This is a genomic window from Parvibaculum sp., assembly GCF_030651915.1.
Classification (GTDB): domain Bacteria; phylum Pseudomonadota; class Alphaproteobacteria; order Parvibaculales; family Parvibaculaceae; genus Parvibaculum.
In genome coordinates, this window is sequence record NZ_JAUSBV010000008.1 from 453,229 (window position 1) to 473,384 (window position 20,156).

A 20,156-nucleotide genomic window follows, 5' to 3' on the forward strand; every position below is an offset into this window, starting at 1 on the left:
TCCGTTCTCCCTCAGCTCTTTGCCGGTTCGGACCCGAGCACGGAAGCGGCAATGCTTTCGGGCAACGGTTTCGGCTTCTCGATCAGCCCCAGCACGGGGAAGAGAACGAGGAAGTGCAGGAAGTAATAGGTGGTCAGGATGCGCGAGAGATCGGTGACGTCGAAGCCGCCCTCGCCGACCGGGATCAGGATCTTGTCGGGCGACTGGCCGCCGCAATAGCCGAGGCCGATGCAGACCACGACGAAAATCCAGAAGAACTGCTTGTAGAGCGGCCGGAACCGCGCCGAACGAACCTTCGACGTGTCGAGCCAGGGCAGCACGAAAAGGATCGCGATGGCGCCGAACATCAGCACCACACCGCCGAGCTTGTCGGGCACCGCGCGCAGGATCGCGTAGAAGGGCAAGAGATACCATTCGGGCACGATATGGGCCGGCGTCTTCATCGGATCGGCGATGATGTAGTTGTCGGGTTCGCCGAGACCGTTGGGATTGAAGAAGACGAAATAGGCAAAGAGGATCATGAAGATCGACAGGCCGAAGGCGTCCTTCATCGTCGCATAGGGCGTGAAGGCCACCGTGTCCTTTTTCGGGTCCTTGACCTCGATGCCGGCCGGATTGTTCTGCCCCGTCACATGCAGCGCCCAGACGTGAAGGATGACGACGCCGGCGATCAGGAAGGGGAAGAGGTAATGCAGCGAGAAGAAGCGGTTGAGCGTCGGATCGCCGACCGCGAAATCGCCCCAGAGCCAGGTACGCAGCGCCTCGCCGACCAGCGGAATGGCGCCGAAGAGATTGGTGATGACGGTGGCGCCCCAGAAGCTCATCTGGCCCCAGGGAAGCACGTAACCGAAAAAGGCGGTCGCCATCATCAGCAGATAGATCAGCACGCCAAGGATCCACAGCACTTCGCGCGGCGCCTTGTAGGAGCCGTAATAGAGACCGCGGAACATGTGGATATAGACGGCGATGAAGAACATCGAGGCGCCGTTGGAATGCACATAGCGGATCAGCCAGCCATAGTTCACGTCGCGCATGATGTGCTCGACGCTGGCAAAGGCCAGTTCGGTCGTCGGGATATAGTGCATGGCGAGCACGATACCGGTGACGATCTGGACCGCGAGGCAGAAACTCAGCACAGCGCCGAAGGTCCACCAATAGTTGAGGTTCTTCGGCACCGGGTAATCGACGAAGCTGTCATTGACAAGCCGCATGACGGGCAGGCGCTCGTCCATCCAGCGCGAGAAGCCGTTGCCGGGCGTGTAGGTGCTTTGATGGCTCATCTTTATGCCCCTCAGCCGATCATGATTCTGGAGTCGGACAGGAATGCGTAAGGCGGCACCTCGAGATTGGTTGGCGCCGGGCCTTTGCGGATACGGCCGGAGGTGTCGTAGACCGAGCCGTGGCAGGGGCAGAAATAACCGTCGAATTCACCGCGATAGGAAAGCGGCACGCAACCCAGATGCGTGCAGACGCCGATGACGACCAGCCACTTCTTGTCGATCTCGCCGGACGGGCCGGGCCGCAGGCGGGCGACATCGGATTCGGGATCGGGCAGCGTCGCCACATCGACGCTTTCGGCCGCCGCGATTTCCGCATCCGTGCGATGGCGGATGAAGACCGGCTTGCCGCGCCACTTGAAGGTGCTTTCCTGACCGACCGGAATGTTCGAGATGTCGACCTCGATCGACGCCAGCGCCAGAACCGAGGCATCGGGGTTCATCTGGTCGATCAGCGGCCAGATGGCATAGGCCGCGCCGACGGCGGCGAAGGATCCGGTAGCTACATAGAGAAAATCGCGCCTGGTCGGCTCGACCGCGTGGGTTTGTGCCACGGTTCAGGTCTCCTCGTTGAAGTGCAGCAACGGGGTGGAAGATACCCGCTGCTTCGAGCGAAAGACCGACGAATCCCCTGCTTTCGCCCCATGCATTGCGTGGTTTTGTGGCATCCAATCAGGCCATTGTCCAGCCCCGCCCACCCTGTGGCAGGATGACGCATCGCCGCATGCCGAATTGACGCAATCGGCGCCGTTGCGGCGCGTTCCATCCCTCTGTTCAAAGGTCTCCGATGCGCCTCGCGCTCTATGAACCCGACATCCCGCCCAATGTCGGAACTTTGCTCCGGCTCGGCGCCTGTCTCGGCATTCCGGTCGACATTATCGAGCCTTGCGGCTTTCCCTGGTCGGACCGCGACCTCAAACGCGCGGCCATGGACTATGGCGCGCTGGCCGAGGTGACGCGGCATGCCTCATGGGACGATTTTCGTCGCACGCAGCCTCACACATCGCGGCTGGTGCTGCTGACGACCAAAACCCATAATAATTTTGTGGACTTTCGCTACCGGCCCTCGGACATCCTGCTGGTCGGCCGCGAAAGCGCCGGCGTGCCGGACGAGGTGCATGCGGCAGCGGATGGCCGCGTGACGATCCCGATGCGGCCCCCTGCCCGCTCGCTCAACATGGCGGTGGCGGCCGCGATGGTGCTGTCGGAAGCGCTGCGGCAGACGGCGGGCTTCCCGGCCGGGTTCCCGGCGGCTAAGTAAGAGCGGTCAATTGTAAAAAGAAGAGACGATGTCCGAGAGCAACGGGAAGACCACCGAAGAACGCAAAGCGCGCGCCGCCAAATGGTTTCGCGCATTGCGCGACCTGATCTGCGCCGAATTCGAGAAGCTGGAGGACGAGCTGACCGGCACCTTCGCCGATCGTCCGGCCGGCCGCTTCGTCCGCACGCCCTGGCAACGCGGCGACGGCGCGAAAGACGAAGGCGGCGGCGAGATGTCGGTGATGCAGGGCCGCGTCTTCGAAAAGGTCGGCGTCCATATCTCGACCGTCTACGGCGAATTTTCCGAAGACTTCCGCAAGCAGATGCCGGGTGCGGAAGAAGACCCGCGCTTCTGGGCGAGCGGCATTTCGCTGATCGCCCATATGCAGAACCCGCGCGTGCCGGCCGTGCACATGAACACGCGCCATGTGGTGACGACAAAGGGCTGGTTCGGCGGCGGCGGCGACCTGACGCCGGTGCTTGACGGGCAGCGCCGCGCCGATCATCCCGATACGGTCGATTTTCACGCGGCGATGAAGCGCGCCTGCGACAGGCACGACGCGGATTACCATCCGAAGTTCAAAAAGTGGTGCGACGAATATTTCTTCCTGCCGCATCGCAACGAACCGCGCGGCACCGGCGGCATTTTCTACGATCACCTGAATTCCGGCGACTGGGACAAGGACTTCGCCTTCACGCAGGATGTGGGGCGGGCTTTCCTCGACATCTATCCGGCGCTGGTGCGCCGCCACATCAACGAGGCATGGAGCGAGGCCGAGCGCGAGGAACAACTGATCCGGCGCGGCCGCTATGTCGAATTCAACCTGCTCTATGATCGCGGCACGACCTTCGGCCTCAAGACCGGCGGCAATGTCAACGCGATCCTCTCCTCGATGCCGCCGACGGTGAAGTGGCCGTGAGGTTGGAGAAAGCAGGAACGAACAAAAGGTAGATGCTGTCCCGGCGATAAACACCGGGACAACACATCAGCGCGCAATCAGCTTTGCGAATTCCGGTTTGGAAACGGCGCTGTTGACAAGGCGCTGAACGGCAGGCGTCAGTGCCTGCGCGGTCTGCGTGCAGGCCGTCATCGCGTCGAAACCGCTCGGAAAATCATACCGGGCATCCGCGGTGAGGCTCGACCCGTTGTCCGGATTTCTGAGGGTCACGCGCAATATCCACCAGCCATTCGTCAAACCCGAGGTGGACGAGAACTCGGCATGCGTGAGCTCTCCCTGAAGAACCGTGTCGGACCCGTGAATGGCGGCAAACTTGAATTCATCGTTGAACGAATCTTGAACGAACTGCGCGATCGACCTGTTGCCGGACGCCGTGATCGGCCCCATCAATCTGCAATTGGCGCTGAAGTTACTGGTGTCGCTCAGTGAGCCTACGCTGACGGAGACGCCCTCATGCTTGCGCAGAGCGACGTTGTTGTCCGCATAGGGTGCATAGCTTGTAGGTGTCATGGTCGAACAGCCGGCAAGCGCCACAGCGACGACAACGGCACAAACAGTCCCGACAATCCTCTTCATATCCACCCCCCTGAATGCACGAATTCCCGCTTCGGGAACAGCGCGGTAAAACCTTGCCCAGCGAAGTTTAGGAAAATAGAAAGCCGGAGGCGAGCCAAAAAATTGTTCCGCAGCCGGATGGCCGCCAAGGCAGCCACGGTGGAATTCTCGGAGACTGACATGGCGAAGGGCGAGACGGCGGCGGAACGCTTCGTGCGGCTGAATAAAATTCCGGGCACCTTCCGCGAGATCGACGTGCCGAAAGACCGCAAGACCTCGGCGCTCGAGATGGCACAGGCCGGCGGGCTCGATCCGGCGCGGCTGTTCAAGACGCTGATTGTCGAGACGGATGAGGGGAAGTTCGCCGTTGTCGTGGTGCCCGCCGATCGCGACCTCGACCGCAAGGCGCTGGCGCGTGCGATGAACACCAAACGGATCGACCTCGCGCCGCAAGACAAGGCCGTGAAACTGACCGGCTATGCGATGGGTGCCGTGAGCCCGCTCGGGCAGAAGAAAACACTGCCAACCTTCATCGATGAAAGCGCAAAGGGTTTCCCGACGATCTTTGTCTCGGGCGGCGCCTACGGCCTCGAACTGGAAATCGCGGCCGACGCGCTCGCCGCGGCAGCCGGCGCGACCTTTGCGGCGATCTGCTAGACCGCCTTCGAGTGGCGCGCTTCGCCCTGGCCCAGATAGCTGTCGAAGACGGCGCAGACGGCGCGCACCAGCGGGCGCCCGTCCTGGGTGACGGCAAGCCGCGCGCCCTCGCGGCGGACAATGCCGTCGGCCTCGAGCGGCGCCAGACTTGCGAGTTCGGCCGCGAAATCCTCCGCCCGCGCGCCATGCAGCGCCGCCACCTGATCGAGATCGACCGCCATGTCGCACATCAGCCGGTCGATGACGGCGCGGCGCAGCCGGTCCTCGCCCGTCACCGCAACGCCGCGCGTCACCGGCAACTCGCCGGCCCGGACGCGGGCCTTGTAGCGGTCGATGGCCAGCTCGTTGGCGACATAGCCCTGCGGCAGCGCGCCGATGGCGGACGCACCGAAGCCGATCAGCGCCGGCGCCGCATCGGTCGTGTAGCCCTGGAAATTGCGCTGCAGCCGGCCGGCGCCGAGCGCCTGCGCCATCGCATCGTCGGGCAGCGCGAAATGATCGAGCCCGATCGCCACATAGCCGTGGCCCGCAAGCCGCGCCGACGCCGCCTCATATTGTGCCCAGCGCTCGGCGATGCCCGGCAATGATTCGTCCGGGATCAGCTTTTGATGCGGCTTCATCCACGGCACATGCGCATAGCCGAAGAGCGCGATGCGGGCAGGCCGGAGACCGGCCGCCTTGTCGACCGTGTCGATGAGGCTCGCGACCGTCTGATACGGTAGCCCGTAGCAGAGATCCATGTTGATGGCGCCGATGCCGGCCGCGCGCAGCCAGCCGATAACCCGCGCCGTCACGTCATAGGGCTGGATGCGGTTGATCGCCCGCTGGACGCGCGGCTCGAAATCCTGCACGCCGACGGAGGCCCGCGTGACGCCGGCCCGCGCCATCGCGGCGACATAAGGCGCGTCGGCCGTGCGCGGATCGAGTTCGACCGCGATCTCGGCGTCGAGCGCGACATTGTAGTATTCGCGCAGATGAGCCAGCGTGCGGCCGAAATCGGCGGGCGTCAGCAGCGTCGGGCTGCCGCCGCCGAAATGGATGTGACTGACCAGCATCCGCGCCGGCAGATGCCGCGCGACCAGGCGCGTCTCGGCAAGCATCGCCTCGAGATAGTCGGCGACCGGCGCATATTTCCGCGTCGCCTTGGTATGGCAGCCGCAGAACCAGCACATCTCGGCGCAATAGGCGACATGGAGATAGAGCGACAGCGGCAGCGCCGGATCGAGCTGGCTGAGCCAGGCCCGATAGCGCGCGCCATCGACCGAGGGACCGAAATGCGGCGCCGTCGGATAGGAGGTGTAGCGCGGGACCCGCAGGTCGTATCGGTCGATGAAATCGCTGCGCATGGCATAAAGGCTAGGCGCCGGCGCATGGCCGCGGCAATCCGCGCAAATGCCGCAGCCGGGCGGCAGATGGTCGCGGCGGCGCTATTCTTCCTCGGCGATGACCGCCTTCAGCATCTGCTGCAGCGTGCCCTTCGAGGCGAAATCCCAGTCGCCGCCATAATGGATGTCGTCGACCGCCCAGCGCCCGTTCGCCGATACGAGGACGACACGGTCGGTCCATTGCACCGGCTGCTCGGGCGCGTCGTGAACCAGCAATACATCGCAAGCAACCGTCTCGCCATCGGCTTCGCATTTGCCGATTTCATAGCCGGTCGCGCCTTCGAAGAGCGAGGAGAAGATGTCGCCCTGCAGATAGGGCGGCTCGGAATTGTCGGTCCGTTCGGTGTGGCGCCGCTCGGCCTCGGCGGCCTGCGCCAGCAGACTGTCGAGCCCGGGCGAGATGACCGGTCTGAGCCGCGTGCGGAAATCGCCTTCCGGCACGCCGCCCGCACGCTCGCTGAGACGAATGTCGTAGAAGACCGCCGCAGCCCTGGCCGCATCGTTCTCGGACGCGCCGTCGCCGCAAGCGGCTAGCGGCATCAGCAACAGAAACGAAACAAAAAGGACGCGCATGATCGACCTCCCTCAGTAAATCGTTGCCTGCACAATCGCTTTCAGCCGTTCGATGATCGAGAACTCATCCTCGATGAAATCGCTGTCGATCCACCATTCCTCGACCTCGGCGCGCACACGGCCGATCTCCGGACCTTCGGGCACGCCCGAGGCCTTGATCATCTCGCCGGTCAGCGGCAACACCGGCCGCTCCCAGCTATCGGCCATGGCGAGCAGCGCCCGCCACTGGAAAGCGTTGTGGCCGCGCTTGTCGTCGGCCCAGCCGAGCGAAACGCGATCCTTGAAGAGCTCGATACCCATTGTGTAGAGCGCGCGGCGCACCTCGCGCATCGACAGGTAGCAGACGATCCTGGTGGTGTCGGTCAGCATGCGCGTCAGCCGGTCGCGCTCGCGGTTGGAAAGACGCAGGCGCGCCGCCAGCGCCGCGACGCCGGCCGCATCGAGATCGAGCATCGAACCGAGACGCAGCACCGGATCGGCCTCACGCAGGAACAACTGCGTCGCCTCGATTTCAACCAACTTCTCGAAACGGTCCAGACGCGTTGCCTCGGGCAGCACGATCGACAGAAGACCGGTCGCCGCCATCTGCCGGAACGCGGCCGCGCCGTTATCGGCTGCCGCAATTTTCAGCAACTCGTCGCGCACCCGCTCGCCCGAGAGCTGCTTCAGGCCCTCGCCTTCCCCGGCACAGGCGCGCAAACCCGCCGGATCGGGTTCGCCCTTGCCGTACCAGGCATGAAAGCGGAAGAAGCGCAGAATGCGCAGATAGTCCTCGCGGATGCGCTCATGCGGATCGCCGATGAAGCGGATGCGCCGCGCCGCGATGTCGGCGCGCGCGCCCAGTGGATCGTGGATCGTGCCGTCGGCATCGCAATAAAGCGCATTGATGGTGAAATCGCGCCGCTTCGCGTCGGTCAGCCAATCGCCGGTGAAAGCGACATCGGCGCGGCGGCCGTCGGTCTTGACATCGGCCCGGAGCGTCGTGATTTCGACACGGCGGTTCGCGGTCACGGCCGTTATCGTGCCGTGATCGATACCGGTCGGCACCGTCTTGATGCCCTTGGCGCCAAGCAGCGCCATGACGCGCTCGGGCGTTTCGGAGGTGGCGATGTCGACATCGGAAACCGGCTCGCCCATCAGCGCGTTGCGCACGCATCCGCCGACGAAGCGCGCGACGCCGCCATCGGCCGCCAGCGCCGCCAGCACCGCCTTTGTGTCGGGCGCGTTGAGCCATTCGGCCCGGACCAGTTGTTTCTCGGCATTCATCCTGCGTCGCTCCGCAAATTCTTTTCATGTCCCGCAGATATAGGATGCGCGGGCCCGCCTGTCTGCCCCGGCGTTTCAGCCCGCCTCGGCACCATAAAGGCGGTCATACATGTTTTTCAGCATCCCGGCCGTCGCCCCCCAGATGTAATGGCCATTATAGGGCATCGCGTAATATTCGCGCCGCTTGCCCCGCCAGACGGCACTGTGGCGCTGGTGATTGGCCGGATCCATCAGGAAGCCGAGCGGTACCTCGAAAGCCTCCGCCACCTCATGCGGCGAGATCGTCAGGCTGAAGCCCGGCGTGACGAAGGCCACCACCGGCAGGATGCGGAAGCCGGTGCCGGTTTCGTAGGCGTCGAGATAACCGGCGACGCTGACATGGGACCGGTCGAGCCCGACTTCTTCCTCGGCCTCGCGCAAGGCGGCCTCGGCCGGGGTTTCGCCGGGATCGATCTTGCCGCCGGGAAAGGCGACCTGGCCCGAATGGGTGCCCAGATGCTCGGCGCGCCGCGTCAGCAGCACATGCGGCCCGTGCAGATGCTCGATGACCGGCACCAGCACGGCGGCGGCACGCAAGCTCGGCCGCTCCTCGGGCTCGACCCAGACATTTTCGTTGAGGTCGTGGTCACCCCGGAGGCGGCGGCCAGGAATGCCTTCGGGCGCCAGCAGGGCGCTGACGGGCGGCGGCTCCCGGTCGGTGCGGGAAAGAATGCGGGTGCGATAGTTAGTTGACAATGAACAACTCGTATGACATATAATTTGTTCACAACCTATATGAACAAATATCTCCAGCGAGGAGACCGGCGATGACAGAAGCTAACATGGATAGGATGGAGGCAATCACGAAGGGGCTTCCGACCAAATCCGCGAAGATCAGAGCTCTGACAGATGCAGGCGGCTTTAGCCGACGTCAGATAGCCGATTTTCTTGGGACAATCCCCCAGCATGTCCGCAATGTTCAGGTGCAGACCACGAGGAAAGCGGAAGCCCTGCCCCAATCGACCCATGTCGAGGTGGGCGCCGGCGGTCGCGTTGTGATTCCCGCATCCGTCAGGGAAGCCATGGGCATAAAGGAGGGCGACCGGCTCGTCGCGCGCTTCGCGGACGGCGAACTCAAACTGATGAGCAAGCAACTCGCCTTGCAGCGCGCGCAGGAAGTTGTCCGCAAACTTGTTCCTGCTGGTGTGAGTCTGGTCGACGAACTGATCGCCGACCGTCGCCGCGAAGCGGCTGAGGAAATGACCGACACGCGAAAGGCAGGCAAGAATGGCTGAGGTGGTTCTGGATGCATCCGTGCTGCTTGTCTCAATACTGCGGGAGCCGGGACACGAGAATATCGCGCCGCTTCTCGACCGCGCCAGAATGTCGAGCGTCAATCTTGCCGAAGTCGTGACCAAACTCACCGCATACGGCCTCTCGATCGATGCGGTCCTCGATCTGGTTGACGATATGGAAATGCAAATTGAACCGCTCGACAAGGGACGCGCCGTCGCAACAGGCTTGCTGACAAACAAGACATCCAGGGCGGGACTGTCGCTCGGCGACCGCGCCTGCCTATCGCTCGCCGGAGAACTGGGGCTGACGGCAGTGACCGCCGATAAGGCGTGGGCCAAGGTCGATGTCGGCGTCGAGGTGCAGACAATCCGCTGACCGTCCGGCCTAGAACGCCATCTCCTCGGCCGGCATGAAGGGCCAGAAGGTGCCGCCAGACCAGACGCCGAACCAGCGCCGGCCCTCATGTTCCTCCTCGACGCCGAGTTCGACCAGATCGTAGAAGACGGCGCGGTTGATCAGCGCTTCAAGCCGCGCCCGCACATGGACATAAGGTGCCGGCTCGCCGGTTTCGGCGTCGATCACAAAACGCATCGGATGCTCGGCGCCGGCGGTCGCGTCGTCGCCGACATTGGTGGTGAAGGTCAGGACCTGGCCGCGACCCTCGCCCTCGACTTTCATGGCAACGGCCAGGAACGGTGCGTCATCGACCGTGATCCCGACCTTCTCGACCGGCGTGACCAGATAGTATTTCCCGTCCTCGTCATGCCGGAGCACGGTCGAAAACAGCCGCACCAGCCGCGCCCGGCCGATCGGCGTTCCCATGTAGTACCAGGTGCCGTCGCGGCCGATGCGCATGTCGAGATCGCCGCAGAAGGGCGGGTTCCACTTGTGGACCGGCGGCAAGCCGCGCGCCTTTTTGCCCTCGGCCTCGGCAACGGCAAGGCCCTTCAACCCGCCCGGCGCGCCGCCGGCTTCGGATTTTTCAGGCTTCCCCGAGGTCTTTCCGGTCGCCCCGGCCATATTTCTCTCATCCTCTCGACAACTTGCATTCGATTTGCTGCCGCAAACCGGCGATTCCGGCCATATTATCGTCACGAACGCCCGCGCCAATGGCGGCCCGGCGCAAAGCGCGACATGCGGCACACACGGTATATGTAGGTCAATGCAGACACTCAGTGAAGCCGGCGGCACTGCCGTCGAGGAAATCGAGGCCACCGGCGCAAAAATCGCGGCGGCGCGCGAGGCCATCGGCGAGGTCATTTACGGCCAGGAACAGGTGATCGACCAGACGCTGGTGACGGTGCTGGCCGGCGGCCACGCGCTGCTGGTCGGCGTGCCGGGCCTTGCGAAAACGCTGCTTGTCCACACGATGGGCCAGGTGCTGGGCCTGGACGACAAGCGCGTGCAGTTCACGCCCGACCTGATGCCCGCCGACATTCTGGGCTCGGAAGTGCTGGAAGAGAGCGGCCAGGGCCACCGGAGCTTCCGATTCATCAAGGGGCCGGTCTTCTGCCAGCTGCTGATGGCCGACGAAATCAACCGCGCCAGCCCCCGCACCCAGTCGGCGCTGCTGCAGGCGATGCAGGAAAAGCAGGTGACCGTGGCCGGCGTCCGATACGAATTGCCGGCGCCCTTCCATGTGCTGGCAACGCAGAACCCGCTTGAGCAGGAAGGCACCTACCCGCTACCCGAGGCGCAGCTCGACCGCTTCCTGATGCAGGTTGATGTCGAGTACCCGAACCTCGAAGCCGAGCGCCGCATGCTGCTTGCAACGACCGGCGAGAAAGTCGTCTCTGCGCGCGCCGCCATGAGCGTCGAAGATCTGATGGCCGCACAGCGCCTGGTGCGCCGCGTGCCGGTGGGCGAGAGGGTCGTCAACGCCATTCTGGAACTGGTGCGCTCCGCACGGCCCGAAGAAGGCGCGTCGAGCGAAGTCGAGCGGCATGTCGCCTGGGGTCCGGGGCCGCGCGCCAGCCAGGCGCTGATGCTGGCGGTGCGCGCCCGCGCGTTGATCGACGGGCGCTTCTCACCCTCGATCGAAGACGTGACGGCGCTCGCCGCACCCGTGTTGCGCCACCGCATGGCCCTGAATTTCTCGGCTCGGGCCGAAGGCGTCACGGTGTCGGGCGTGATCGACAGGCTCTGCCGCAATTTCGGCTGAATGTGAGTGAGAGCGATGCGCCTTCCCCGATCACCGGCTGCCCCATCGGGCGCGACCGGCCTGCGCGAGCAGGCCGAGGCGCTGGCCGAGGTCATGCCGCCCCTGGCGACGGAAGCCGAGCATGTCGCCTCGACGGTCGCACAAGGCGTCCACGGACGACGCCGCGTCGGCATGGGCGAAACCTTCTGGCAGTTCAGGCGCTTCCGCGAAGGCGACACGGCGTCCTCGGTCGACTGGCGGCATTCGGCCCGTTCGGCGCATCTCTTCGTGCGCGAGACGGAACGCGAAGCAGCCGAAAGCGTCTGGATCTGGCGCGACGGTTCGGCCTCGATGGACTACGCTTCCGACCTTGCCCCGTGCACAAAAAAGGATCGCGCAACCGTGCTGGCGCTGGCGCTCAGCTCGCTGCTGGTGCAAGGCGGCGAAAGCGTCGCCTTGCTGGGTGGTGGCTTCGCGCCAATGAACGGTCGCGCGGCGCAACGCCGGATGGCCCATGCGCTGCTCGATGCGCCCGTTGACGGCGAAGCGATGAAGTTTGAAAGCCTGCCGCCACCCGAACATCTGCCGCGCTACGCGCAGATTGTTCTGATCGGCGATTTTCTCGCGCCGGCCGATGACATCGTCGCCCGCATCAGGGGTTATGCGGCCGAGGGCGTGCGCGGCCACCTGATTCAGGTTCTCGATCCGGCGGAGGAAGACCTGCCGTTCTCGGGCCGGACGGAGTTCGAGGGCGTCGAGGAAGAGATGCGGTTGATGGTCGGGCGCGCACAAAATCTGCGCGAAGCCTATCGCCAACGCCTCGATATTCACCGCAATCGCATCATGGACGTGACGCGACGGATCAATTTCACCTTTGCGACACACCGCACCGACCGTGTCCCGCAAACGGCGTTGCTGGCCCTTTACAGTGCCCTGTCCGGCGCCATCGAGGCACGCAAGCCGCCGCGTCCGGGCCTCTGATCATGCTGCAACTCGGCCCCCTCGCCTTTGCCGCCCCGTGGATGCTCATCGGCCTCGCCACACTGCCAGCCATCTGGTGGCTGCTGCGCATCAGCCCGCCGCTGCCCAAGCGCGTCCGTTTTCCGGCGATCCGGCTGCTGGCCGGCCTTGCCCGCGAGGAGGAGACGCCGGCGCATACACCGCTCTGGCTGCTGATTCTGCGCCTGACCATCGCGGCGCTGATTGTGCTGGCGCTGGCCGAACCGCTATGGAACCCGGCACAACGTATCGCGGGTTCGGGGCCGCTGCTGATTGTCGTTGACAATGGCTGGACCGCCGCCGCCCGCTGGAGCGATCGTCGCGCCACCATGGACGGATTGATTGCCGATGCCGGACGCAACAACCGGCCTGTTCTGATTGTCGGCACCGCGCCCACCGTCAGTGCGCCCGAACTCAATTTCGAAGCGGCCGACGATGCCGCCGCGCGCGCCCGCGCCATGCAGCCGCAGCCGATCGCGCCGGACAGAGCCGCGCTTGCGGCGCATCTCGAAGCCGCCACCACGCTCAATGCCAGCAACATCCGGATATTCTGGCTCGCCGACGGTATCGAGCATGGAGAAGGCGCCGCCTTTTCACGGCGCCTCGCGGCAATCGCCGGCGACAACGGAGTGACCTTGATCGAACCGTCAGCCGATTCGCGCGCTTTGGCGCTGCTGCCGCCGCAATCCGAAAGCAATGCACTTTCCACAACAATCATCCGCACGGAACAAGGCAGCGGGGCTGCGGGCAGCGTTCGTGCATTGAACGGGGAAGGCAACATTCTCGGCGAGGCGACCTACAGCTTCGTGGCAGGCGAGACGCACGCCGAAGCCAAATTCGATCTGCCGCTGGAATTGCGGAACCGCATTGCCCGCCTCGAAATCGCCGGCGAGACATCGGCCGGCGCGGTCGTGTTGACCGACAGGAGCTGGCGGCGACACAGCGTCGGCATCGTCTCCGGCGCTTCGCAGGAGGAAGCACAGCCGCTCTTGTCGGACATTTATTTTCTGCGCCGCGCCATCGCGCCTTTTGCCGAACTGCGCGACGCCACCGGCGGCGAAGAGGGCCATATCGCGGCACTGCTCAACACGCCGCTATCGGTGCTCGTTCTGGCCGATCTGGGTACGCTGTCTGCCACCGACTATGAACGCGTTCGCCAATGGGTTGAGGCAGGCGGAATGCTGATCCGCTTTGCCGGACCCCGCCTTGCCGAGCAAAGCGACGATCTGGTGCCGGTGCCGCTCCGGAGCGGCGGCCGCGCCCTGGGCGGCGCCTTGTCATGGAGCGAGCCACAGCGCCTCGCACCCTTCGAACCCGGAAGTCCGTTCTACGGCATCGACATGCCCGACGACGTAACCGTCTCGCGGCAGGTGCTGGCCGAGCCCACGCCCGATCTCGACAGCCGGACATGGGCGCAGCTTCAGGACGGCACACCGCTGGTCACGGCATCGAAGCGCGGCAACGGCACCATCGTGCTCTTTCATGTGACCGCCAACAGCGACTGGTCGAATCTGGCGCTGTCCGGACTCTTCGTCGAAATGCTTCGGCGTACCGTCGCACTTTCGCAAGGTTTCGCGACCGCCACCGGTGAAGGATCCGAAGGGCCGCGCCGCGACTACGAATTGCTGAGCCCGGTTGCAACGCTGGACGGCTTTGGCCGCCTCGGCACCCCACCCGCGACGGCGATCGCCATTCGGGCGACCCAGTTCGATGAGACCGTGCGCGGTCCCCGCCACCCGCCCGGCCTTTACGGTGCGGCCGACGCACCGCGCGCGTTGAACCTCGGAACACCGGCACCGTCGCTGATGCCGCTGATCGACACGCCCGGCGTCGCCGAGCGGCGCGGCTTTGTGGGCAATACCGAAATGCGCCTTGCGGCGCTCGCCTTGATGCTGGCGCTGGCGCTTGTGATCCTCGACACCGTGGCCGCGCTCTGGATGACAGGTCTCTTCGAGGCCGAAAAGATCAGACGCCGCCGCTTTGCCACACGTATCCTGCCTGCACTTGCCGGCCTGATGCTGCTTCTTCCGGCTCCCGACGCGCATGCGCAGGACCGTGCGGACGAATTCGCTCTTGCAGCCTCACTCGAAACGCGGCTTGCCTGGGTAATTACAGGCGATCGCGATGCCGATGCGGTCAGCGCGGCCGGACTTGCGGGCCTGAGCCGGATATTGCGTGCGCGCACGGCGTTCGAACCCGGCGAACCAATGGGCGTCGACATTCTGCGCGACGAGCTCGCGTTCTTCCCGGTCCTTTACTGGCCGATGACCGTGAGCCAGGAAAACCTGCCGCCGGAGGCTCTGGCGAAGATCGATACTTATATGAAGAACGGCGGCACCATTCTGTTCGACACCCGCGATCAGGACCGGGCCATCGTCGGAACGCTGACACCCGGCACGATGACGCTGCGCCGCCTGCTCGGCCAACTCGATCTGCCGGCCATCGAACCTGTGTCCGCCGATCACGTGCTGACCAAGTCCTTCTACCTGATGCACAACTTTCCCGGCCGTTGGGACGGCGGCCAGATCTGGGTCGAAGCCACCTCCGGCGGCAACGCGGGCCGAACCAATGACGGCGTGTCGACTGTCGTCGTCGGCTCCAACGACTACGCGGCCGCCTGGGCGCGCAACGCAGCGGGCCGACCGCTCTACCCGGTCAGCCCCGGCGGCGAACGTCAGCGCGAAATGGCCGACCGGTTCGGCGTCAACCTCGTGATGTATGCGCTGACCGGCAACTACAAGTCCGATCAGGTGCATGTGCCGGCCCTTCTCGAGCGTCTCGGTCAGTAGGGGGCACAGATGGCATGGAACATCGTTTTCGAACCGCTTGTACCACTGCTGCTGGTCGTGCTGCTGACATTGCCCGGTGTCGCCGCGCTGGCTTATGCCGCCTGGCGCGGCGCACGCGGCGCACCCTGGCGCACGGCGGCCCTTGCGATCCTTGTGCTGGCGGTTCTGAACCCGACCATCCGCCAGGAAGACCGCGAGGCGGTGCCCGACATTGCCGCCATCGTGATCGATCGCAGCCAGAGCCAGGATATCGGCAACCGCCCCGGCGAGACCGATGCGGCGTTCGCGATCCTGCAGGATCGCCTCGCACGCGAGGATGGGATCGAGACACGTGTCGTCTCCGTCGCGAGCAATCCCGGCGACGAGGAGGGCTCGGCGCTCTTCACAGCGCTGGAGCGGGCCCTTGCCGACGTACCGCGCGAGCGCATTGCCGGCGCGATTTTCATCACCGACGGGCAGGTTCATGACGTACCGGCGAGCGCCGCCGCACTTGGCTTCGACGCGCCGGTTCACGCGCTGATCGTCGGCCGCAAGAACGAGCGGGACCGCCGGTTGCGCGTCATCGAAGCGCCACGCTTCGGCATTGTCGACGAACCGGTAACACTCTCCTTCCGCGTCGACGAAACCGCAGCGGATGAAGGCGCGACGGACGGGACCGCGACCGTCACGGTCTCGGTCGACGGCGTTCCCGAGATGGTCATCGAAGCGGCTGTCGGCGAACAGACAGATGTATCACTGGCATTGAAACATGGCGGCCCGAACGTCATCGAAATCGATGTCGCCGAAGGACCCGATGATCTGACGATGCTCAACAATCGTGCCGTCGTCGTCGCCACGGGCATTCGCGACCGGCTGCGCGTGCTGCTGGTGTCGGGCGAACCGCATCCGGGCGAGCGCACATGGCGCAATCTGCTGAAGGCCGACCCGTCGGTCGATCTCGTGCATTTCACCATCCTGCGCCCGCCCGAAAAACAGGACGGCACGCCGACCGACGAGTTGTCGCTGATCGCCTTCCCGACACGCGAACTCTTCGACGAGAAGCTCGACCAGTTCGACCTGATCATCTTCGACCGCTACAAGCGGCGCGGCGTGCTGCCGATCGCCTATTTCCTCAACATCGTCGACTATGTCGAGAATGGCGGCGCCTTCCTCGCCGCTTCGGGTCCGGCATTCGCCACCCCCTATTCGATTTACCGCACACCGCTTGCAACCATCCTCCCTGCACAACCGACCGGCGAAACGACCGTTGGCGGCTTCCTTCCGCGTGTCACCGGCACCGGCGCCCGCCATCCGGTGACGGCGGATCTGCCGGGCGGCGAATCCGAGCCGCCAGCCTGGGGCCGGTGGTTCCGCACCATCGACGTCGATGTCGGCCAGGGCAAGGTGCTGATGGAAGCGCCGGGCGAACGCCCCCTGATGGTGCTCGATCATGCGGGCAAGGGACGCGTCGCCCAGATTCTTTCCGATCACATCTGGCTCTGGTCGCGCGGCTACGAGGGCGGCGGTCCGCAGGCGGAGCTTTTGCGCCGTCTCGCCCACTGGTTGATGAAGGAACCCGATCTCGAAGAAGAAAAACTTTCGGCCTCCGTGCAACGCGACATGCTGACCATCGAGCGGCGCACAATGGACGACGTGGCAACGGCTGCAAGCGTGACGGCGCCGTCCGGCGCCGTTACCGAAGTCACGCTCAACGAAACCGCGCCCGGTCGCTTTTCCGCGACGGTGCCGGTGCGCGAACTCGGTCTCTACCGCGTTTCTCAAGGCGACCTGAATGTGGTCGCAGCATCCGGACCGCTGAACCCGCGCGAGTTTTCCGATGTCCGCGCCACCGACAGCCTCATGCGACCCATCACGCGGGCGACCGGCGGCGGTGTCTGGTGGGTCGGTGAAGGTGCAAGCGCGACGCCCGGTATCCGTGCCGTTCGCGCGAACCACGCGGCTGCAGCGGACGGCTGGCTCGGTCTCCGGCGCAACGAGAAATATCTGGTCCATGCGGTTCGCCAGACGCCGCTGCTGGTCGGGCCGCTGGCCTTGCTGCTGATCCTCGGCGCGCTGGCGCTGGCCTGGTGGCGCGAAGGGCGCTGAAGCGCCGGAAATTGCCCTTTTGACGCTTGCAGCTTCCGGTGATAGCGCCTAGTTTCCCGATGTTATATTATTACATATGTTGATCTTTGCTGGAGATGCCGGTGGCCGACCATCGCCATGAGCCTGCCCACGCGCCGGAAAGCTGGGGGCGCGTCAGTGCCTTCGGAACGGGCCTCGCGGCGCGGCTGGCGGTTGCCGGCGCGGGCATCGTCGTTCTGTGGCTGGCGGTTTTCTGGGCGCTTGCACGATGAACGCGCTTGCCCTTCCCGTGCCTGCCATCGAACTGGAAGACCTGACGGTCGCCTATGACCGCGAGCCGGCGGTGCATCACCTGACCGGCAGCTTCGCACCCGGCAGCCTGACCGCGATTGTGGGGCCCAACGGCGCCGGCAAATCGACGCTGCTGAAAACCATCGCCGGCCTGATCGCGCCCGACGAAGGCGTTGTGCGCATGAACGGGCTGACGCGACGCGGCGTCGCCTATCTGCCGCAACTCGCCGAGATCGACCGCAGCTTCCCGATCGACGTCATCGACGCGGTGTCGCTGGGGCTCTGGGCCGAAATCGGCCTCTTCGCCACCATTACCGGTGGCCTGACCGCGCGCGCCGAAGCGGCACTCGCCGCCGTCGGCCTTGGCGGTTTCGAGAACCGGCAGGTCGGCAGCCTCTCGGCCGGACAATTCCAACGCGTACTTTTCGCGCGGCTGATGCTGCAGGATGCGAGCGTCATCCTGCTCGACGAACCCTTCGCCGCCATCGACGAACGCACCGCCGCCGAGCTGATGGACCTCGTCGATCGCTGGCACGGCGAAGGCCGCACCGTGATCGCCGTCTTGCACGATATCGAACGCGTCCGCGCGGCCTTCCCCGACGTGCTGCTGCTGGCGCGCGAGCCGATAGCCTGGGGCCCGGCCGGCGACGTCCTGACGCCCGAGAACCTGCGCCGCGCCCGCTACATTTCCGACGGCTGGAGCGACGCAGCATGATGCTCTATGCGGCGCTGATCGAACCTTTCGTCGAATACGGCTTCATGCGCCGCGCGCTTGTTGCCTGCTTCGCGCTGGCGCTGGGCGCCGGCCCCGTCGGCACCTTTCTGGTCTTGCGCCGCATGAGCCTGATGGGCGACGCGATGGGTCATGCGATCCTGCCCGGCGCCGCCATCGCCTTTCTCGTCGCCGGCCTCTCGCTCTGGGCGATGAGCCTTGGCGGCTTCATCGCCGGTCTGACGGTGGTGCTGCTGGCCGGCATCGTGTCGCGCGTGACGGCGCTGCGCGAGGATGCAAGCCTTGCCGGCTTCTATCTGATCAGCCTCGCGCTCGGCGTGTTGATTGTCTCAATGCGCGGCTCGAGCGTCGATCTGCTGCATGTGCTGTTCGGCACGATCCTTTCGGTCGACGACGCGGCGTTGCTGCTGGTCGCCGCCATCGCCAGCCTGACGCTGGTAACGCTGGCGCTGATCTACCGGCCACTGGTCATCGAATGTTTCGATCCGGCCTTCCTGCGCGCCACGACCGGCGGCGGCACGCTCTGGCATTTCATCTTCCTGACGCTGGTGGTGCTCAATCTCGTTGCCGGCTTTCAGGCGCTCGGCACGCTGATGGCGCTGGGGCTGATGATGCTGCCGGCGGCAGCCGCACGCTTCTGGGCCGGCGCCGTCTGGTCGCTGGCGGCGCTGTCGATTGCGATGGCCTTTGCCTCGGGGCTGATCGGCCTGCTGATTTCCTACAATTTCAGCCTGCCCTCCGGCCCCTCGATCATCCTGACCGCTGGCGGTTTCTATCTCGGCTCGATCCTGCTCGGCACCCGCGACAGCCTGCGCACGCGCTATTTTCCGCGCGCGCATTTCCACGAATGAGAGGAGATGGACGATGAAGAAGCTTCTGACATGCCTTGCCCTCGTTTTCGCCGTCGTCGCCGCACCCGCCGCGGCCGAGCCGCTGAAAGTGGTGGCGAGCTTCAGTATTCTCGGCGACATGGTGACGCGCATCGCGGACGGTCGCGTTGAACTCACTGTGCTGGTCGGCTCGGAAGGCGATGCCCACACATTCGAGCCCGGCCCCGCGCATGCAGCCGCACTGGCCGATGCAAACCTTCTGGTCGTCAACGGCCTCGGCTTCGAACCCTGGATGGTGCGCCTCGCCGCCGCCGCGAAGAGCAAGGCGGCCTATGCGGTCGCCAGTTTCGGCATCAACCCGCGCGATCTGGAAGAAGACCACGTCGATGACCACGGTCAGGGGCACGACGAGAAAGGCTATCCGTCCGTGCCGCACGACTTCGATCCGCATGGCTGGCAGAACGCGGCAAACGGCGCGATCTATGCGCGCAATATTGCCGAGGCGTTGGCGAAGGCCGACCCGGCGAATGCAGGTGCCTATGAAGCGAACGCCGCCGCCTATATCGCCGAACTGAAGGAACTCGACGCCTGGGTGCGCGCCGAGATCGGCAAGGTGCCGGCGGAAAAGCGCAAGGTCATCACCACGCATGACGCTTTCGGTTATTTCGGCGATGCCTACGGCGTCGAATTTCACGCCCCGCTGGGCTTTGCCGGCGGCGCGCAGCCAAGCGCCCAGGCGCTGGCGCGGCTGATCGACCAGATCCGCGCCGAGAACATCAAGGCGCTCTTCATCGAAACCATGTCCGATCCGCGCATGATGGAAACCATCGCGCGCGAAACCGGCGCCGAAATGGGCGGCGCGCTTTATTCCGATGCGCTGTCGGGCGCGGACGGCGCGGCGCCGACCTATATCGACATGTTCCGCCACAACGTGCCGCTGCTGGTCGCGGCAATGCTGAAGAACTAGGTTCTGTACTCATAAAGGGATTCCGCTGACAGGCGAAGCGTGATTCACTTTCTCTCTCGGTTTTCTGGGAGGGAGAGATGGGACGGTTCGATCTGAGCGATGCGGAATGGGCTTTAATCAAGCCTTTGTTGCCGAA

At 64.9% G+C, this 20,156-nt stretch carries 21 protein-coding genes; 13 read left to right on the plus strand and 8 right to left on the minus strand.

What is annotated here, in order from left to right; translation table 11 throughout:
• Positions 1 to 11: 11 nt before the first annotated feature.
• Positions 12 to 1,280 carry a cytochrome b N-terminal domain-containing protein gene (locus Q7V31_RS13670; RefSeq protein WP_304735097.1) on the minus strand — a complete coding sequence of 423 codons (1,269 nt, stop codon included), beginning with the start codon at positions 1,278 to 1,280 and terminating at the stop codon, positions 12 to 14.
• Between the two features lie 11 nt (positions 1,281 to 1,291).
• Positions 1,292 to 1,831 carry a ubiquinol-cytochrome c reductase iron-sulfur subunit gene (gene petA / locus Q7V31_RS13675; protein ID WP_304735099.1) on the minus strand — a complete coding sequence of 180 codons (540 nt, stop codon included), beginning with the start codon at positions 1,829 to 1,831 and terminating at the stop codon, positions 1,292 to 1,294.
• 233 nt (positions 1,832 to 2,064) lie between these two features.
• Here petA and Q7V31_RS13680 point away from each other — a divergent pair, with 233 nt between their 5' ends.
• Positions 2,065 to 2,538 carry a tRNA (cytidine(34)-2'-O)-methyltransferase gene (locus tag Q7V31_RS13680; protein WP_304735100.1) on the plus strand — a complete coding sequence of 158 codons (474 nt, stop codon included), beginning with the start codon at positions 2,065 to 2,067 and terminating at the stop codon, positions 2,536 to 2,538.
• Between the two features lie 28 nt (positions 2,539 to 2,566).
• Positions 2,567 to 3,457, plus strand: a complete 891-nt coding sequence (gene hemF, locus Q7V31_RS13685; RefSeq protein WP_304735102.1) for an oxygen-dependent coproporphyrinogen oxidase — start codon at positions 2,567 to 2,569, stop codon at positions 3,455 to 3,457.
• A gap of 66 nt (positions 3,458 to 3,523) precedes the next feature.
• Here the strand turns inward: hemF and Q7V31_RS13690 are convergent, their stop codons facing one another.
• Complete coding sequence (locus Q7V31_RS13690; protein WP_304735103.1) at positions 3,524 to 4,072, minus strand: hypothetical protein; 549 nt, start codon at positions 4,070 to 4,072, stop codon at positions 3,524 to 3,526.
• 159 nt (positions 4,073 to 4,231) lie between these two features.
• Here Q7V31_RS13690 and Q7V31_RS13695 point away from each other — a divergent pair, with 159 nt between their 5' ends.
• Positions 4,232 to 4,708 carry a YbaK/EbsC family protein gene (locus tag Q7V31_RS13695; RefSeq protein ID WP_304735104.1) on the plus strand — a complete coding sequence of 159 codons (477 nt, stop codon included), beginning with the start codon at positions 4,232 to 4,234 and terminating at the stop codon, positions 4,706 to 4,708.
• Here Q7V31_RS13695 and hemN read toward each other — a convergent pair.
• The 4 genes from hemN to Q7V31_RS13715 form a co-directional block, all read right to left on the minus strand.
• Positions 4,705 to 6,054: an oxygen-independent coproporphyrinogen III oxidase gene (gene hemN / locus Q7V31_RS13700; RefSeq protein ID WP_304735105.1), complete on the minus strand. Its 1,350-nt coding sequence runs from the start codon at positions 6,052 to 6,054 to the stop codon at positions 4,705 to 4,707. The genes Q7V31_RS13695 and hemN overlap by 4 nt on opposite strands.
• 81 nt (positions 6,055 to 6,135) lie before the next feature.
• On the minus strand, positions 6,136 to 6,666 hold the full coding sequence (locus tag Q7V31_RS13705) for a hypothetical protein (RefSeq protein WP_304735107.1): 531 nt from the start codon (positions 6,664 to 6,666) through the stop codon (positions 6,136 to 6,138).
• A gap of 12 nt (positions 6,667 to 6,678) precedes the next feature.
• Complete coding sequence (locus Q7V31_RS13710) at positions 6,679 to 7,932, minus strand: CCA tRNA nucleotidyltransferase (protein WP_304735109.1); 1,254 nt, start codon at positions 7,930 to 7,932, stop codon at positions 6,679 to 6,681.
• A 75-nt stretch (positions 7,933 to 8,007) separates the two neighbouring features.
• Entirely contained in the window at positions 8,008 to 8,667 is a 660-nt protein-coding gene (locus Q7V31_RS13715; RefSeq protein WP_304735110.1) for a CoA pyrophosphatase, read from the minus strand.
• A gap of 71 nt (positions 8,668 to 8,738) precedes the next feature.
• On the opposite strand from Q7V31_RS13715, the gene Q7V31_RS13720 reads away from it, so the two are divergent.
• On the plus strand, positions 8,739 to 9,206 hold the full coding sequence (locus Q7V31_RS13720; protein ID WP_304735111.1) for an AbrB/MazE/SpoVT family DNA-binding domain-containing protein: 468 nt from the start codon (positions 8,739 to 8,741) through the stop codon (positions 9,204 to 9,206).
• A complete protein-coding gene (locus Q7V31_RS13725) occupies positions 9,199 to 9,582 on the plus strand; it encodes a PIN domain-containing protein (protein WP_304735113.1) in 384 nt (127 codons plus the stop codon). The genes Q7V31_RS13720 and Q7V31_RS13725 overlap by 8 nt, the downstream gene beginning before the upstream one ends.
• Before the next feature lie 9 nt (positions 9,583 to 9,591).
• On the opposite strand, the gene Q7V31_RS13730 is transcribed toward Q7V31_RS13725, so the two are convergent.
• Complete coding sequence (locus Q7V31_RS13730) at positions 9,592 to 10,227, minus strand: DUF1285 domain-containing protein (RefSeq protein ID WP_304735114.1); 636 nt, start codon at positions 10,225 to 10,227, stop codon at positions 9,592 to 9,594.
• A gap of 142 nt (positions 10,228 to 10,369) precedes the next feature.
• Here Q7V31_RS13730 and Q7V31_RS13735 point away from each other — a divergent pair, with 142 nt between their 5' ends.
• From Q7V31_RS13735 to Q7V31_RS13770, 8 genes are all read left to right on the plus strand, one after another.
• Entirely contained in the window at positions 10,370 to 11,368 is a 999-nt protein-coding gene (locus Q7V31_RS13735; protein WP_304735115.1) for a MoxR family ATPase, read from the plus strand.
• Between the two features lie 15 nt (positions 11,369 to 11,383).
• Entirely contained in the window at positions 11,384 to 12,328 is a 945-nt protein-coding gene (locus Q7V31_RS13740; protein WP_304735116.1) for a DUF58 domain-containing protein, read from the plus strand.
• Positions 12,329 to 12,330: 2 nt separating this feature from the next.
• Positions 12,331 to 15,135, plus strand: coding sequence for a DUF4159 domain-containing protein (locus Q7V31_RS13745; RefSeq protein WP_304735118.1), 2,805 nt, complete (start codon positions 12,331 to 12,333; stop codon positions 15,133 to 15,135).
• A gap of 9 nt (positions 15,136 to 15,144) precedes the next feature.
• A complete protein-coding gene (locus Q7V31_RS13750) occupies positions 15,145 to 17,220 on the plus strand; it encodes a hypothetical protein (protein ID WP_304735119.1) in 2,076 nt (691 codons plus the stop codon).
• A gap of 101 nt (positions 17,221 to 17,321) precedes the next feature.
• The gene (locus tag Q7V31_RS13755; protein WP_304735120.1) at positions 17,322 to 17,471 is read left to right on the plus strand and encodes a hypothetical protein; all 150 of its coding nucleotides are present in this window, start codon (positions 17,322 to 17,324) and stop codon (positions 17,469 to 17,471) included.
• The gene (locus Q7V31_RS13760) at positions 17,468 to 18,205 is read left to right on the plus strand and encodes a metal ABC transporter ATP-binding protein (RefSeq protein ID WP_304735121.1); all 738 of its coding nucleotides are present in this window, start codon (positions 17,468 to 17,470) and stop codon (positions 18,203 to 18,205) included. Before Q7V31_RS13755 ends, Q7V31_RS13760 begins: the two co-directional genes overlap by 4 nt.
• Positions 18,202 to 19,074 carry a metal ABC transporter permease gene (locus Q7V31_RS13765; protein ID WP_304735122.1) on the plus strand — a complete coding sequence of 291 codons (873 nt, stop codon included), beginning with the start codon at positions 18,202 to 18,204 and terminating at the stop codon, positions 19,072 to 19,074. Before Q7V31_RS13760 ends, Q7V31_RS13765 begins: the two co-directional genes overlap by 4 nt.
• A gap of 13 nt (positions 19,075 to 19,087) precedes the next feature.
• A complete protein-coding gene (locus tag Q7V31_RS13770) occupies positions 19,088 to 20,020 on the plus strand; it encodes a metal ABC transporter solute-binding protein, Zn/Mn family (protein WP_304735123.1) in 933 nt (310 codons plus the stop codon).
• The last annotated feature ends 136 nt before the right edge of the window (positions 20,021 to 20,156 follow it).